Genomic DNA, 14,310 nt, shown 5'->3' with positions numbered 1-14,310 from the left:
GAAGGGGCTCAAGTGGCCGCGCCGGCACCGCTTTTACGTGCCTATGCGCGGCCGAGCTGGGCGAGGACCTGCTTCGGCCGGTTCGTGATGATGGCGTCGATCCCGAGCCGTACGCACAGCTCCACGTCCTCCGGATCGTCCACGGTCCACACGTGGACCTGGTGGCCGGCCTTCTGGAGCCGCAGGATCACGGTCGGGTTGTGCCGCACGATCCGGATCGAGGGGCCGGCGATCCGCGCGCCCGCCGGCAGCCCGCCGGAGCGCAGCCGGGGCGTGACGAACTGGGAGAGCGAGACCGTCGGCAGCGTCGGCGAGGCCGCGGCGACGCGGTGCAGCGAACGCGCCGAGAAGCTCATGACGCGGACCGGCGACTCCTCGGGCGCGGCCGGCTTGGCGAGCCCGAAGCGGTCGAGCAGCTGGAGCAGCTTCTCCTCCACCTGTCCGGCCCAGCGGGTGGGGTGCTTGGTCTCGATGGCCAGGTCGATCCGCCGGCCGGCGTCGGAGACCAGCTCCAGGAGCCGTTCGAGGGTGAGGACGGAGGTGGCCTCCGGGTCGCCCCAGTCGGGGACCTCGCCGGACTCGTCGCGCCCCTTCCACGTACCGAAGTCGAGCGCGGCGAGATCGGCGAGCTCGAGGGCGGAGACGGCGCCGCGGCCGTTGGAGGTGCGGTTGACGCGCCGGTCGTGGACGAGGACGAGATGGCCGTCGGCGGTGAGCCGGACGTCGCACTCCAGGGCGTCGGCTCCGTGCTCGATGGCCTTCACATAGGCGGCCAGGGTGTGCTCGGGGGCGTCTTCGGAGGCGCCGCGGTGGGCGACCACCTGGACGGGGAGCGGGCGGCTCGGCGGCTTGGGTGCGTGGGTCACCGCGTCATGGTACGGCTGTCCGGTTTGCCCCCAAGTAAACAATCGGGTGCAGACGCACAGCTCCGGCTTACAGTGGCCTGACGTGCTGTGGGAAAAGCTGACCGCAGCACGATTGACGACCTGACCGCGCAGTGTACGAGGAGAGAGCTGTGAGCACCGAGAACGAGGGCACGGCGGTTCCGGCGGACCAGACTGCCCCGTCCGCCCCCGCGACTCCTCCCACCCCGCCCGCGCCGCCCGCCACCCCTCCGGCGGAGCAGCCCACCGAGCCGCTCGCCAAGCAGCCCGCCGAGCAGCCCGCCGAGCAGCCCGCCGAGCCGGTGACGGCGGTCCAGGAGCCGGTGACGGCCGTGCCCCCCGCCCCGGCCCCGGCCCCGGCCTCCTCCCCGGCCGCCGCCGGTGGCTGGCCGCCCGCCCCGCCCGTGACGCCGTCCTGGGGAGCGCCCCAGCCGGCCGCCGCTCCCCAGCCCCCGCGCAAGCGGACCGGCGGCCTGGTGGCCGCGGTCCTCGTCGCGGCCCTGGTCGCCGGCGGTGTCGGCGGCGGCATCGGCTACTGGGCGGCGTCCCAGCGCGACGGCGACTCCACGAGCTCGACGACGGTCTCGTCCGGCGAGGCCCCCTCCTCCTTCAAGCGCGACCCGGGCACGGTCGCCGCGGTCGCCGCCAAGGCGCTGCCGAGCGTCGTCACCATCCAGGCGAAGTCCGGCGGCATCGACGGCGAGGGCGGCACGGGCACCGGCTTCGTCTACGACAAGGAAGGCCACATCGTCACCAACAACCACGTGGTGGCCTCCGCGGCGGACGGCGGCACGCTCTCCGCCACCTTCTCCAACGGCAAGACGTACGACGCCGAGGTCGTCGGCCGCGCGCAGGGCTACGACGTGGCCGTGATCAAGCTGAAGAACGCGCCGTCCGACCTGACCCCGCTGCCGCTCGGCGACTCGGAGAAGGTCGCGGTCGGCGACTCGACGATCGCGATCGGCGCGCCCTTCGGCCTGTCGAACACGGTCACCACCGGCATCATCAGCGCCAAGAACCGCCCGGTGGCCTCCGGCGACGGCTCCGGCGGCAAGAACTCGTACATGAGCGCGCTGCAGACCGACGCCTCGATCAACCCGGGCAACTCCGGCGGCCCGCTGCTCGACGCGAGCGGCGCGGTGATCGGCATCAACTCGGCGATCCAGTCGGCGGGCAGCGGCTACGGCCAGTCGCAGGCGGGCTCGATCGGCCTCGGCTTCGCCATCCCGGTCAACCAGGCCAAGAACGTGGCCGAGCAGCTGATCAAGACGGGCAAGCCGGTCTACCCGGTCATCGGCGCCACGGTGAACATGCAGGAGAAGGGCGAGGGCGCCACCATCGCCGACCAGGGCACCGGCGGCACCGCCGCCGTCACCCCGAACGGCCCGGCCGCCAAGGCCGGCCTCAAGCCCGGCGACACCATCACCGCCTTCGACGACCGCCAGATCGACAGCGGCCCGACCCTCATCAGCGAGATCTGGACCCACAAGCCCGGCGACACCGTCAAGATCACCTACGTCCGCGCCGGCAAGACCGCCACCGCCACGGTCACCCTCGGCGAACGCACGGGCGACAGCTGACCGCGCCCGCCAGCCGGTAGGCTGTAGCCGCTCGGCCGCCGGTTGGCGCGGAGAGCACGGGTGGGTTGCCCGAGCGGCCTAAGGGAACGGTCTTGAAAACCGTCGTGGCGAGAGTCACCGTGGGTTCAAATCCCACACCCACCGCAGCAGATGAGAGGGCGGGTTCCGGAAACGGGGCCCGCCCTTCGCGTTGTCCGCCTCCGGTCCGGCCGGGGCCGTGTGTCAGTGGGCGCTGTTAGCGTCCGGGCCGTTCTTGCAGAGTGCGGAGCAGGCTTGGGAGGGCGCGTGGGCGCTTCGGGGTGGGACTACTCGGTGCCGTACCAGGAGGATCTCGTCGGGGCGTTCCAGGCGCTGCGGCGGAAGGTCTTCGAGGAGCGGGCCTACTACTGGGGGCCGGGGGCCGAGGGCGACTGGTTGCCGGCGGGGGAGCGGCGGCCGTGGCCCGAGACCGAGGAGGAGCTGTGGGAGGACGAGCTCGTCCAGGAGGAGGGCACGCACTCGATCCTCGACATCTTCAAGGTCATCGGACCGGACGAGGAGCCGGACTACGGCACGGTCAAGCAGGTCACCGAGGAGGAGGCCCTGAGCGTCCTGGGCAGGCGGAGGCTGACGCGGGCCGACGTGCCGCGCTTCGGGGAGTTCGACCAGTGGCGCTGGTACGGGCGGTGCGCCGTGCTCCATGACGACCAGGGGAAGCCCGAGGAGATCTACTTCTGGGGTTTCTCCGGCGACTGAGACGCGAGCGCCGCTCGTGCGCGTGTTCGGCCGTGACGGGAGAGGCGGGGTCGACCTGAGGGACGCGGGGCGAAAGCGGGGAAACCCGGCGAAACGCTTCGCCTCTTGCGGCGCCCGGCCTCCCTGCCCCGCGCCCTGTCGCGACACGCCCGACCTGCGGCTTTCTTGACGGCAAGAGGGTTTATCGACTTGTCCTCACGCTTGAGGGGGAATCGGGCACTCCGGGGTGGTTCGCCGGGGATTCGGTGGGCAACTCTGGTCTCGCGACGTCGAGCACAACGACCGAGGCAGTCGGCCAACTGCCCGGTTCTCGAAGGTAGTTCAGCGCCTCAGCTACAGAGCTTCAGTTCCTGGAGGAACAAGACATGGCAAGCATCCGTACCGCCCGCGTTCTCGCCGCTGCCGCCGCCCTGCCCCTCGCCGCCGCGCTCTTCACCGGGGTGGCCCAGGCCGACAACGGAGGATTCGCGGACAACGGATCGAACACCAGCGTCGCCACCATCCTCGGCAGCGGCGTGGGCGGCAGCAACCTCGGCAACTCGACCACCACGCAGCAGGTGGCGACCGGCTCCGGCGCCTCCAACCAGAACAACACGGCGAGCGTGAACGGCTCCGCCTTCACGCACATCGACCAGGACAACGCGGTGGTCAACTTCTATCCGCTGTGGTGGTGACCGGCCCGACGGGGGAGATGACGGCGGGGTGAACGACGGCCCGTGCGGCGGTACTTCGGTACCGGCGTGCGGGCCGTTCCCGTGTTCCCCGTTCGCCGCATCCGTGACCTTGACAGGGCTCCATTTTCTGACGGACAGTCAGAAAACCTGAGTTCTGACGAGAGGGCCACACCGTGCATCTCGCTCCGACCGAACGCCAGCTGCGGCTGCGCGCCGAGCTCCGCGCGTACTTCCGCGACCTGATGCCCGACGGCCCCCCGCCCCCCGCCGACACCGCCGCCCAGCGCGCGCTGCTGCGCCGCATCGGCGCCGACGGCATGCTGGGCATCGGCTGGCCCGAGGAGTACGGCGGCCAGGGCCGCGGGCCCGACGAGCAGTTCGTGTTCTTCGACGAGGCCTACCGCGCCGGCGCCCCCGTCTCCATGGTCACCCTCAACACCGTCGGCCCGACCCTGATGAAGTACGGCACCGACGAGCAGAAGGCCCGCTTCCTCCCCGGCATCCTGCGCGGCGAGACCGTCTTCGCGATCGGCTACAGCGAGCCCGAGGCCGGGACCGACCTCGCCTCGCTCAGGACCAGGGCCGTCAGGGACCAGGACGACTGGCTGGTCGACGGGCAGAAGATCTTCACCTCCAACGCCCACAACGCCGACTGGATCTGGCTCGCCTGCCGCACCGACCCCGACCCCGCGACCCCCCGCCACCGCGGCATCTCCATCGTCCTCGTCCCCACCGGCGCACCCGGCTTCTCCTGGACCCCGATCGAGACCGTCGGCGGCCTGATGACCACGGCCACCTACTACGACTCCGTCCGCGTCCCCGCCGACAACCTCGTCGGCCCCGAGAACGGCGGCTGGGGCCTCATCACCAACCAGCTCAACCACGAGCGGGTCGCGCTCGCCGCCATCGGCATGCAGGCCGAGGACTTCTACGAGGCGGCCCTCGCCGCCGCCCGTACCCCCGACCCGGCGACCGGGCGGCGCCGGACCGACGAGCCCTGGGTGCGCATCCGGGCCGCCGAGGCGCACGCCCGGCTCGCGGCGACCCGGCTGCTCAACTGGCGCCTGGTCGGGGACGTGGGCGCGGGGCGGCTCGCGCCGGGGGACGCCGGCGGGGTGAAGTTCGCCGGAACGGAGTCGGCCGTCGAGGTCTACCGCATCTGCCAGGAGATCGCGGGCCCCGCAGGACTGGTCCGGGCCGGCTCACCCGGTGCGCTGGGGGAGGGCGCCGGCGGTGGTGTCCGCGTCGGCGTCGGCGAGCTTGAGCGGATGAACCGGGCCGCCCAGATCAACACCTTCGGCGGCGGCGTGAGCGAGGTGCAGCGCGAGCTCGTCGCGACGATGCGGCTCGGGATGAAGGGGAGGGGGCGGCGATGAACCCCGAGGCGGAAGACTCCCTGTACGAGCGGCTCAAGGCGTACGAAGGGCGGACCACGTCCGCCGCGTCCGTCGGCAGGGACCCGGTCAACGCGCCCATGATCCGGCACTGGTGCGAGGCCATGGGCGACACCAACCCGGCGTACGAGGGCCCCGACGCCATCGCGCCGCCCACGATGCTCCAGGCGTGGACCATGGGCGGACTGTCCGGCCACCCCACCGACGGCACCGGCCGCTCCGGCGCGTACGAGGAGCTGTCGGCCCTCCTCGACGGCGCCGGCTGCACCTCGATCGTCGCCACCGACTGCGAGCAGGAGTACCTCCGCCCGCTGCGCCCCGGCGACACGATCACCTTCGACGCCGTCATCGAGTCGGTCTCGCCCCGCAAGACCACCAAGCTCGGCACCGGCCACTTCATCACCACCCGCATGGACATCCGCGCCGACGGCGAACTCGCCGGCACCCACCGCTTCCGCGTCCTCAAGTACGCGCCCGCGCAGCAGCAGCAGCAGCGGCGCGAGCCGAAGCCGAAGCGGCCCCGGCCCGTCGTCAACCGCGACAACGCCGGCTTCTGGGCGGGAGTCGCCGAGCACCGCCTCCTCATCCAGCGCTGCGCCGACTGCGCGACCCTCCGTTTCCCCTGGCTGCCCGGCTGCAACGCCTGCGGCTCGCTCGCCTGGGACACCGTCGAGGCGGGCGGCGACGGCACCGTCTACTCGTACGTCGTCATGCACCACCCGCCCTTCCCGGCCTTCACTGTGTCCGATGATGCCGCTGACGCGGCGGGCCCTTACGCCGTCGCGCTCGTCGAACTCGCCGAGGGCGTCCGGATGATCAGCAACGTCGTCGGCGTCCCGTACGACAAGGTCCGCATCGGCATGCCGGTCCGGCTGGAGTTCCTGCGCGTGGACGACGAGCTCGAACTGCCCGTCTTCCGCGCCGGATCGGAGGGCTGACATGGACTTCGACCCCACCGAGGAGCAGCAGGCCGCCCGCGACCTCGCCGCCCGGATCTTCGGCGACCTCGCCACCCACGAGCGGCTCGCCGCCGCCGGCACCGGCACGGACGCCGAGCTGTGGAAGGCGCTGTGCGCGGCAGGTCTCGTCGAGGCCGTCGAGGAGACCGGGCTGCTCGGCCTGGTGCTGCTCGCCGAGGAGCAGGGGCGCACGACGGCACAGGTGCCGTTCACGGCGAGCGCGGTGTACGGGCTGCTCGCCGTCGCCCGGCACGGTACGGAGGAGCAGCGCGCCCGGCTGCTGCCGGGCCTTCGGGCCGGTACGACCGTCGTGACCGGCGCCTTCCCGGCGTCTTCGTCGTACTGGGTGCCCTGGCTGCGGGACGCCACCCACGTCCTCGTACCGGACGAGCGGAAGACCCTCCACCTCGTCCCCGTCACCGGCGACGCCGTCGAACCCGTCGAGCTCACCGCGCCCTGGTCCGCCGGACGCGCCGTCCTCGACCCGGCGTCCGGGGAGCGGATCGGCGGCCCCGGGCCGGAGGCGTACGAGGACGTGCTCGCCGCCGCCCGGATCGCCTTCGCCGGGCTCCAGGCGGGCGTCTGCGCCGGCTCGCTGGCGCGCGCGGTCGCGTACACCTCCGTCCGCGAGCAGTTCGGCCGCCCGCTCTCCTCGAACCAGGCGGTCCAACTCCGCGCCGCCGACGCCTACATGGACACGGAGTCCATCCGGGTCACCGCCTACGAGGCGGCCTGGCGGTACGACCAGCGGCTGTCCGTCGCCGAGCACGCCCTGACGGCCGCGTGGTGGGCCTCGGAGGCCGGCAAGCGGGTCGTGCACGCCGGGCAGCACCTGCACGGCGGCCTGGGCGCCGACCTCGACCACCCCGTGCACCGGCACTTCCTCTGGGGCCGGCAGCTCGACGCGTATCTGGGCTGCGGCACCGAACTCCTCGCCGAACTGGGCGACCTGCTCGCACAGGGAGAGACGCGATGACACCTGGAGACGCGCTGAGGCCCGGAGACGAGTTGGCGCCGCTCACCGTCCCCGTCACCCGCACCCTGATCGTCGCCGGCGCCATCGCCTCCCGCGACTACCAGGACGTCCACCACGACGCCGAGCTGGCGCGGGCCAAGGGCTCCCCCGACATCTTCATGAACATCCTCACCACCAACGGCCTGGTCGGCCGCTACATCACCGACCACTTCGGCCCCCGCGCCGTCCTGCGCAAGGTCGCCATCCGCCTCGGCGCCCCCAACTACCCCGGAGACACGATGACGTTGACCGGCACGGTCACGCAGGTCACCACGGCTTCCGACGGCGACACGGTCCAGATCAAGGTCGTCGGGGCCAACAGCCTCGGCCACCACGTCACCGGCACGGTCACGGTGGAGGTCCCCCGGTGAGCCTCCACTCCCCCGACGCGCTCGGCGGCCGCGCCGCCATCGCCGGCATCGGCGCGACCGAGTTCTCCAAGGACTCCGGCCGCAGCGAGCTGACCCTCGCCGTGGAGGCAGTCCACGCGGCCCTCGACGACGCCGGGCTCCGGCCCGCCGACGTGGACGGCCTGGTCACCTTCACCATGGACACCAGCCCGGAGATCACCGTCGCCCAGGCCGCCGGCATCGGCGAGCTGTCCTTCTTCTCGCGCGTCCACTACGGCGGTGGCGCCGCCTGCGCCACCGTCCAGCAGGCCGCCCTCGCCGTCGCCGCCGGCGTCGCCGACGTTGTGGTCTGCTACCGGGCCTTCAACGAGCGCTCGGGCCGCCGCTTCGGCTCCGGCGTGCAGCACCGCGAGCCCTCCGCCGAGGGCGCGGCGCTCGGCTGGCAGCTGCCGTTCGGGCTGCTCACCCCGGCCTCCTGGGTCGCCATGACCGCCCAGCGCTACCTCCACACGTACGGGCTCACGCCGGACGCCTTCGGCCATGTCGCCGTGACCGACCGCCGCCACGCCGCGACCAATCCGGCCGCGTACTTCTTCGGCAAGCCGATCACCCTCGCCGACCACGCCGCCTCCCGCTGGATCGCCGAGCCGCTGCGGCTGCTCGACTGCTGCCAGGAGACGGACGGTGGCCAGGCGATCGTCGTCACGTCCACCGAGCGCGCCCGCGACCTCGCCCGCCCGCCCGCCGTGATCGTGTCGGCCGCCCAGGGCGCGGGCCGCAACCAGGAGGCGATGACCAGCTTCTACCGGGACGAGCTGACCGGGCTGCCCGAGATGGGCGTGGTGGCCCGCCAGCTGTGGCGCGGCTCGGGGCTCGCGCCCGGCGACATCGACGTCGGCATCCTCTACGACCACTTCACCCCCTTCGTCCTCATGCAGCTGGAGGAGTTCGGCTTCTGCGGGCCGGGCGAGGCGGCCGACTTCGTCGCGGCGGACGCGCTGCCCCTGAACACCCACGGCGGGCAGCTCGGCGAGGCGTACCTGCACGGCATGAACGGGATCGCGGAGGCGGTACGGCAGCTGCGCGGCACCTCCGTGAACCAGGTGCCGGGCGCCGCGCGGGCGCTGGTGACGGCGGGCACCGGGGTTCCCACGTCCGGGTTGATCCTGGGCACGGACGGCTGAGGCGACGGCCTGAGCGGTGGCCGGTCGCGGCGGAGGGCTCTTCACTCACGCCATGAGCCCCTTGAGTCCTTTGAGTCGCTTGAGTCGCTTGAGTCGCTTGAGTCGCTCGACCGCGGCGACCGACGTGACTGCCCTGACCGCCGTGAAGAGTGCCCCGCCGGGCCTCCGGCGCGGGCTGGGCCTCCGGCGCGGACCGGGCCACCTCCGCGGGCTGGGCCCCTCGCGAGGGTCGGGCCCTCTGCGCGGGTCGGACCCCCGGCGCCGTCCGGGCCACCGGCGCCCGCCCGGTCGTCTGCGCTCGCCGGGCCACCGCCGCCCGCCCGTCCGTGCCGTGCTCGCCGCTGCCGCCGCGCTCGCCGTCGCCGTGCTCGCCGCCCTCCTCACCGCCCCCGCCCCCGCCCACGGCATCCCGGCGCCGCCCCGGGCGCCCGCCGCACCGGCCCCCGCGCCCGCCCTCAGTTTCTTCTCCGGCAGCGCCTTCGACACCTGCGAGGCGCCGTCCACCGCAGTGATGCGGGCCTGGCGGGCCTCGCCGTACCGGGCCGTCGGGGTGTACTTCGGCGGCCGCGGCCGGGGCTGCCCCGCCCAGCGCGAACTCAGCCGCGGCTGGGTCGACACCGTCCACGCGCTCGGCTACCGGCTCCTGCCGCTGTTCGTCGGCTCGCAGGCGCCGTGCGTGAACTCCGCGGCCAAGCGGAAGTACGCGATCGGGCGCACGCCCTGGCGGCAGGGCACCCAGGAGGCCGGCGACGCGGTGAACGCCGCCAGGGCCCTCGGCATCGACCGGGCGAGCCCGCTCTACCTGGACATCGAGGCGTACCGACCGGGTGACGCCGCCTGCCTCGCGACCACCCTCCGCTTCGTCCGGGCGTGGGACCGCGAGGTGCGCCGGCTCGGCTACGTACCCGGCTTCTACAGCAGCGCCGACACCGGCGTCCGCGACATGGAGCGGCAGCGGGTGGCGGGCGTGCCGGACCTGCCGTCGGTGGTGTGGTTCGCGCGCTGGCGCGGCGGGCCCGCGCTCGACACGGAGAGCGTGCTGAGCCCTTCGGCCTGGCAGCCGCACGGGCGGATCCACCAGTACGCGGGCAACGTCACCGAGACGTACGGCGGCAGGCGGATGACGATCGACCGCAGCGTCGTCGACGCCCCGGTGGCCCGCGTCGTCCCACAACTCTGAACCGCCCCCCGACTCACGCTCCTGACCCACGCCCGCGACCCCGCTCCGGCGTGCGCCCCTGAGGCCGGGACCCTGACTCGGATCCGGTCCGGCTCCTTCCAGAGGAGGTGAGGCGGCCCCCACCCCTACAACCTGAGGGGGAGTGCGGTTCGGGACCTGCGGGCGATCCCCGGCACGCCCGCCCGCTCCTAGCGTGGAGGCATGACTCCGCCACTGTCTGGCCCCGTCTGCGCCGGCGCCTCCACGGCCGCGTTCCCGTCGTTCACGTCGTACGTACGGGCCCGCGGCCCCGTCCTCCTGCGCACGGCGCGCTCGCTGACCGCGAACCCGGCCGACGCCGAGGACCTGCTCCAGACGGCGCTCACCAAGACCTTCATGGCCTGGGAGCGCATCGAGGACCACCGCGCCCTGGACGGCTACGTCCGCCGCGCGCTGCTGAACACCCGTACCTCGCAGTGGCGCAAGCGCAAGGTCGACGAGTACGCGTGCGGTGACGAGCTGCCGGAGCCGGCCGGGCTGCCGGAGAGCGACCCGGCGGAGCGGCAGGTCCTGCACGACGCGATGTGGCGCGCCGTGATGAAGCTCCCGGACCGCCAGCGGGCGATGGTCGTCCTCAGGTACTACGAGGACCTGAGCGAGGCGCAGACCGCCGAGGTGCTCGGGGTGTCCGTGGGCACGGTCAAGAGCGCCGTCTCGCGGGCGCTCGGCAAACTCCGCGAGGACCCGGAGCTGGCCCCCGTGCGGTGACCTGCGCCGTCCGCCCTGCACGCGCGTCCTTGAATTGACCGCGTTACCCTCAGTTACGCCAGTAATCACTGGCAAATTGCCTACTCCCGGGTAGTGACATACCGCGAGGTACGTGAGCAGAATCGGCAGCACCCCAGTTCATTACTGCCGCGTAGCGCGCCCACCGGGAGGACGCCGTGCTGAGCACCATGCAGGACGTACCGCTGACCGTGACCCGCATCCTGGAGCACGGGATGAGGATTCACGGGAAGTCCGTCATCACCACCTGGACGGGAGAGCCCGAGCCGCAGCGCCGCACCTTCGCGGAGGCGGGCGCGCGCGCCGGACAGCTGGCGAACGCCCTGCGCGACGAACTCGGGGTCACCGAGGGCGAGCGGGTCGCCACCCTCATGTGGAACAACGCCGAGCACGTCGAGGCGTACTTCGCGATCCCCGCCATGGGCGCGGTCGTCCACACCCTCAACCTGCGCCTGCCGGCCGAGCAGTTGGCCTACATCGTCAACCACGCCGCCGACCGCGTGGTCGTCGTCAACGGCTCGCTGCTGCCGCTGCTCGCCCCGCTGCTGCCGCACCTCCCGACCGTCGAGCACGTCGTCGTCACGGGCCCCGGCGACCGATCGCTCCTCGACGGGGTGACGCCGCGCGTCCACGGCTATGAGGAGCTGATCGCCGGCCGGCCCACCACGTACGCCTGGCCGGAGCTGGACGAGCGCGCCGCGGCCGCCATGTGCTACACCTCCGGCACCACCGGCGACCCGAAGGGCGTCGTCTACTCCCACCGCTCCATCTACCTGCACTCCATGCAGGTCAACATGACGGAGTCGATGGGCCTGAGCGCCAAGGACACCTCGCTCATCGTCGTCCCGCAGTTCCACGTGCTCGCCTGGGGACTGCCGCACGCGAGCTTCATGTCGGGCGTCAACATGCTGATGCCGGACCGCTTCCTCCAGCCGGCCCCGCTCGCCGAGATGATCGAGCGCGTGAAGCCGACCCACGCGGCCGCCGTCCCCACCATCTGGCAGGGCCTGCTCGCCGAGGTCACCGCCCGCCCGCGCGACATCAGCTCGATGGCCGACGTCATCATCGGCGGCGCCGCCTGTCCGCCCTCCCTCATGGAGGCGTACGACAAGCTGGGCGTCCGCCTCATCCACGCCTGGGGCATGACGGAGACCTCCCCGCTCGGCACCGTGGCCCACCCGCCGGCCGACGCCACCACCCCGGAGGAGGCGTGGGCCTACCGCGTCACGCAGGGCCGCTTCCCGGCCGGCGTCGAGGCCCGCCTGGTCGGCGCCGGCGGCGACGTCCTGCCCTGGGACGGCGAGTCCGCGGGCGAGCTGGAGGTCCGCGGCAACTGGATCGCCGCCGCCTACTACGGCGGCGCGCACGGCGAACCGTTCCGCCCCGAGGACAAGTTCAGCGCGGACGGCTGGCTGAAGACCGGCGACGTCGGCGTCATCAGCGCCGACGGCTACCTCACCCTCACCGACCGCGCCAAGGACGTCATCAAGTCCGGCGGCGAGTGGATCTCCTCCGTCGACCTGGAGAACGCCCTCATGGGCCACCCGGCCGTCGCCGAGGCCGCCGTCGTCGCCGTCCCGGACGAGAAGTGGGGCGAGCGGCCGCTCGCGACCGTCGTCCTCAAGGAGGGCGCGAGCGCGGACTACGAGGAGCTGCGGGCCTTCCTCGCCGCCGAGGGCGGCATCGCGAAGTGGCAGCTGCCGGAGCGCTGGGCGGTCGTGCCGAGCGTCCCGAAGACGAGCGTCGGGAAGTTCGACAAGAAGGTGATCCGCAAGCAGTACGCGGACGGCGAGCTGGACGTCACGCGGCTCTGACGCGCCGCACTGACGCGCAGCTCTGACGCCCCGCTCTGACGCGCCGTACGGACCCAGCGCTCTGACGCGCCGTACGGACGCAGCGCTCTGACGCGCAGCTCTTACGCGCCGCATTGGCGCGCCGTACTGGCGCGCCGCGTGACCGGCACCGACAGGCCCCGCCCGTGGGTCAGTTGGTGCCGATCTTCGCGAGCAGGTCCACGATCCGGGCCTGCACCTCGGTGCTGGTCGACCGCTCGGCGAGGAAGAGCACCGTCTCGCCCGAGGACAGCTTCGGCAGCTCGGCCTCGTCGAGGTCCGACGAGGTGTAGACGACGAGCGGGGTGCGGTTCAACTGCCCGTTCGCACGCAGCCAGTCGATGATCCCGGCCCGGCGGCGGCGCACCTGCATCAGGTCCATCACCACCAGGTTCGGCCGCAGCTGCTGGGCGAGCGCGACCGCGTCCGTGTCGGCCGCCGCCCGCGCCACCTGCATCCCGCGCCGCTCCAGGGTCGCCGCGAGCGCCTGCGCGATGTCGTCGTGCTCCTCGATCAGCAGGACCCGGGATGGGTGCTGCTCGCTGTCCCGGGGCGCGAGCGCCTTGAGCAGGACGGCCGGGTCGGCGCCGTACGCCGCCTCCCGCGTCGCCTGCCCGAGGCCCGCCGCGAGCAGCACCGGCACCTCGGCCGCCACGGCGGCCTGACGCAGCGACTGGAGCGCGGTACGGGTGATGGGCCCGGTCAGCGGGTCGACGAAGAGCGCGGCCGGGAAGGCGGCGATCTGCGCGTCGACCTCCTCGCGGGAGTGCACGATCACGGGGCGGTAGCCGCGGTCGCTCAGCGCCTGCTGCGTGGCGACGTCGGGCGCGGGCCAGACGAGCAGCCGGCGCGGGTTGTCCAGCGGCTCCGGGGGCAGTTCGTCGTCCACGGGCTGCGGCTGCGGCCGGTTCGCCACCTCCACGGCCCCACCCGGTCCGTCCAGCGGCTCCGGCCCCTCCGCCGATCCCTCGGCGGGCGCCTCTATCGCGTACGCACGGCCTTCCGGCGCGGGCGCCGGGCTCAGCTTGGGTACGGGAACGGTTACGGGAACAGGTCCGGGGACGGGTCCCGGAACAGGTCCGGGAACGGGTCCGTGCGCGGGCGTGGGAGCCGCCGTCGGCGTGGGGGTCGGCACCGGAGCCGGAGTCGGAGCCGGTACGGGCTTGGGCAGTTCCTGCACGGCGGGCTCGGGGCGGTTCTCCTCGGCCGGGTTGCCGAGCTTGCGGCGCCGGCCGGAGGGGCTCGCGGGCGGCGCGAGGGGCACGCCCTGCCCGAGGGTGCGAACGCTGAACGCGCGGCCCTGGGTGGCGGTGGCGTCCTTGGGCGCGGGGACGGCCGGGGCTGCGGGAGCGGGAGCCGGGGGCGTCACGGGCGCCGCGGGGGCGGCCGCGGGGACGGCTGCGGGGACCTCCGGCGGAAGCGGGATCGAGCCGGTACCGGTCCCGCTGGCCGTCGCCGCCGTCGCCGTCGCCGTGGCAGGCGCGGCAGGCATGACAGGCATGGCCGGCGCGGCAGGCATGGCCGGCGCGGCGACGGTGGGCAGCGGGTGCGGCTGCGGCGGCGTGTGGTCGTCCTCCGGCGCCGTCCGTACGGCGTCGTGCACCACGTCGGGGCGGTCGGCCTCGGCGGGACCCAGCGCGAACGGCGTGCGCGGCCCGGCCTCCTGCGCGGCGAGATCGCCTTCGAGGACGTGTCGTTCGCGTACGGGACCGAGGACGAGGCCCTGACCGGCGTCGACCTGCGGATACCCGCCGGGCA

The 14,310-nt window shown here is 73.3% G+C and carries 13 protein-coding genes and 1 tRNA gene; 12 read left to right on the top strand and 2 right to left on the bottom strand.

The window, feature by feature from the left end; all coding sequences use genetic code 11:
• Positions 1–41: 41 nt before the first annotated feature.
• Positions 42–866: a glycerophosphodiester phosphodiesterase gene (locus tag ACWEJX_RS21445; RefSeq protein WP_451609008.1), complete on the bottom strand. Its 825-nt coding sequence runs from the start codon at positions 864–866 to the stop codon at positions 42–44.
• Between the two features lie 149 nt (positions 867–1,015).
• Here ACWEJX_RS21445 and ACWEJX_RS21440 point away from each other — a divergent pair, with 149 nt between their 5' ends.
• From ACWEJX_RS21440 to ACWEJX_RS21385, 12 genes are all read left to right on the top strand, one after another.
• Positions 1,016–2,464, top strand: coding sequence for a S1C family serine protease (locus ACWEJX_RS21440; RefSeq protein ID WP_451609007.1), 1,449 nt, complete (start codon positions 1,016–1,018; stop codon positions 2,462–2,464).
• A gap of 59 nt (positions 2,465–2,523) precedes the next feature.
• Positions 2,524–2,608, top strand: a tRNA-Ser gene (locus ACWEJX_RS21435).
• Between the two features lie 141 nt (positions 2,609–2,749).
• Positions 2,750–3,199, top strand: a complete 450-nt coding sequence (locus ACWEJX_RS21430; protein ID WP_451609006.1) for a hypothetical protein — start codon at positions 2,750–2,752, stop codon at positions 3,197–3,199.
• 365 nt (positions 3,200–3,564) lie between these two features.
• Positions 3,565–3,873, top strand: coding sequence for a hypothetical protein (locus tag ACWEJX_RS21425; protein ID WP_451609005.1), 309 nt, complete (start codon positions 3,565–3,567; stop codon positions 3,871–3,873).
• A gap of 173 nt (positions 3,874–4,046) precedes the next feature.
• The gene (locus tag ACWEJX_RS21420; RefSeq protein WP_451609004.1) at positions 4,047–5,249 is read left to right on the top strand and encodes an acyl-CoA dehydrogenase family protein; all 1,203 of its coding nucleotides are present in this window, start codon (positions 4,047–4,049) and stop codon (positions 5,247–5,249) included.
• Complete coding sequence (locus ACWEJX_RS21415) at positions 5,246–6,205, top strand: bifunctional MaoC family dehydratase N-terminal/OB-fold nucleic acid binding domain-containing protein (protein ID WP_451609003.1); 960 nt, start codon at positions 5,246–5,248, stop codon at positions 6,203–6,205. The genes ACWEJX_RS21420 and ACWEJX_RS21415 overlap by 4 nt, the downstream gene beginning before the upstream one ends.
• Before the next feature lies 1 nt (position 6,206).
• On the top strand, positions 6,207–7,202 hold the full coding sequence (locus tag ACWEJX_RS21410; protein WP_451609002.1) for an acyl-CoA dehydrogenase family protein: 996 nt from the start codon (positions 6,207–6,209) through the stop codon (positions 7,200–7,202).
• Positions 7,203–7,216: 14 nt separating this feature from the next.
• A complete protein-coding gene (locus ACWEJX_RS21405) occupies positions 7,217–7,612 on the top strand; it encodes a MaoC family dehydratase (protein ID WP_451609043.1) in 396 nt (131 codons plus the stop codon).
• Positions 7,609–8,775 carry a lipid-transfer protein gene (locus tag ACWEJX_RS21400; RefSeq protein WP_451609001.1) on the top strand — a complete coding sequence of 389 codons (1,167 nt, stop codon included), beginning with the start codon at positions 7,609–7,611 and terminating at the stop codon, positions 8,773–8,775. The genes ACWEJX_RS21405 and ACWEJX_RS21400 overlap by 4 nt, the downstream gene beginning before the upstream one ends.
• A gap of 331 nt (positions 8,776–9,106) precedes the next feature.
• On the top strand, positions 9,107–9,955 hold the full coding sequence (locus ACWEJX_RS21395; protein WP_451609000.1) for a DUF1906 domain-containing protein: 849 nt from the start codon (positions 9,107–9,109) through the stop codon (positions 9,953–9,955).
• Between the two features lie 213 nt (positions 9,956–10,168).
• Complete coding sequence (locus tag ACWEJX_RS21390) at positions 10,169–10,702, top strand: SigE family RNA polymerase sigma factor (protein ID WP_451609042.1); 534 nt, start codon at positions 10,169–10,171, stop codon at positions 10,700–10,702.
• Positions 10,703–10,878: 176 nt separating this feature from the next.
• Complete coding sequence (locus ACWEJX_RS21385; RefSeq protein WP_451608999.1) at positions 10,879–12,534, top strand: long-chain fatty acid--CoA ligase; 1,656 nt, start codon at positions 10,879–10,881, stop codon at positions 12,532–12,534.
• A gap of 169 nt (positions 12,535–12,703) precedes the next feature.
• Here ACWEJX_RS21385 and ACWEJX_RS21380 read toward each other — a convergent pair.
• On the bottom strand, positions 12,704–14,310 hold a 1,607-nt coding region (locus tag ACWEJX_RS21380; protein ID WP_451608998.1), incomplete at its 5' end, for a response regulator.

The organism is Streptomyces sp. NPDC004788, from assembly GCF_053601115.1.
Note: the sequence above shows the minus strand (reverse complement) of the source record. Positions and strands in the feature narration are given on the sequence as shown.

Coding starts and splice junctions, on each gene's coding strand:
- ACWEJX_RS21425 (WP_451609005.1), top strand. CDS start 3,565: ATGGCAAGCATCCGTACCGCCCGCGTTCTCGCCGCTGCCGCCGCCCTG.
- ACWEJX_RS21415 (WP_451609003.1), top strand. CDS start 5,246: ATGAACCCCGAGGCGGAAGACTCCCTGTACGAGCGGCTCAAGGCGTAC.
- ACWEJX_RS21410 (WP_451609002.1), top strand. CDS start 6,207: ATGGACTTCGACCCCACCGAGGAGCAGCAGGCCGCCCGCGACCTCGCC.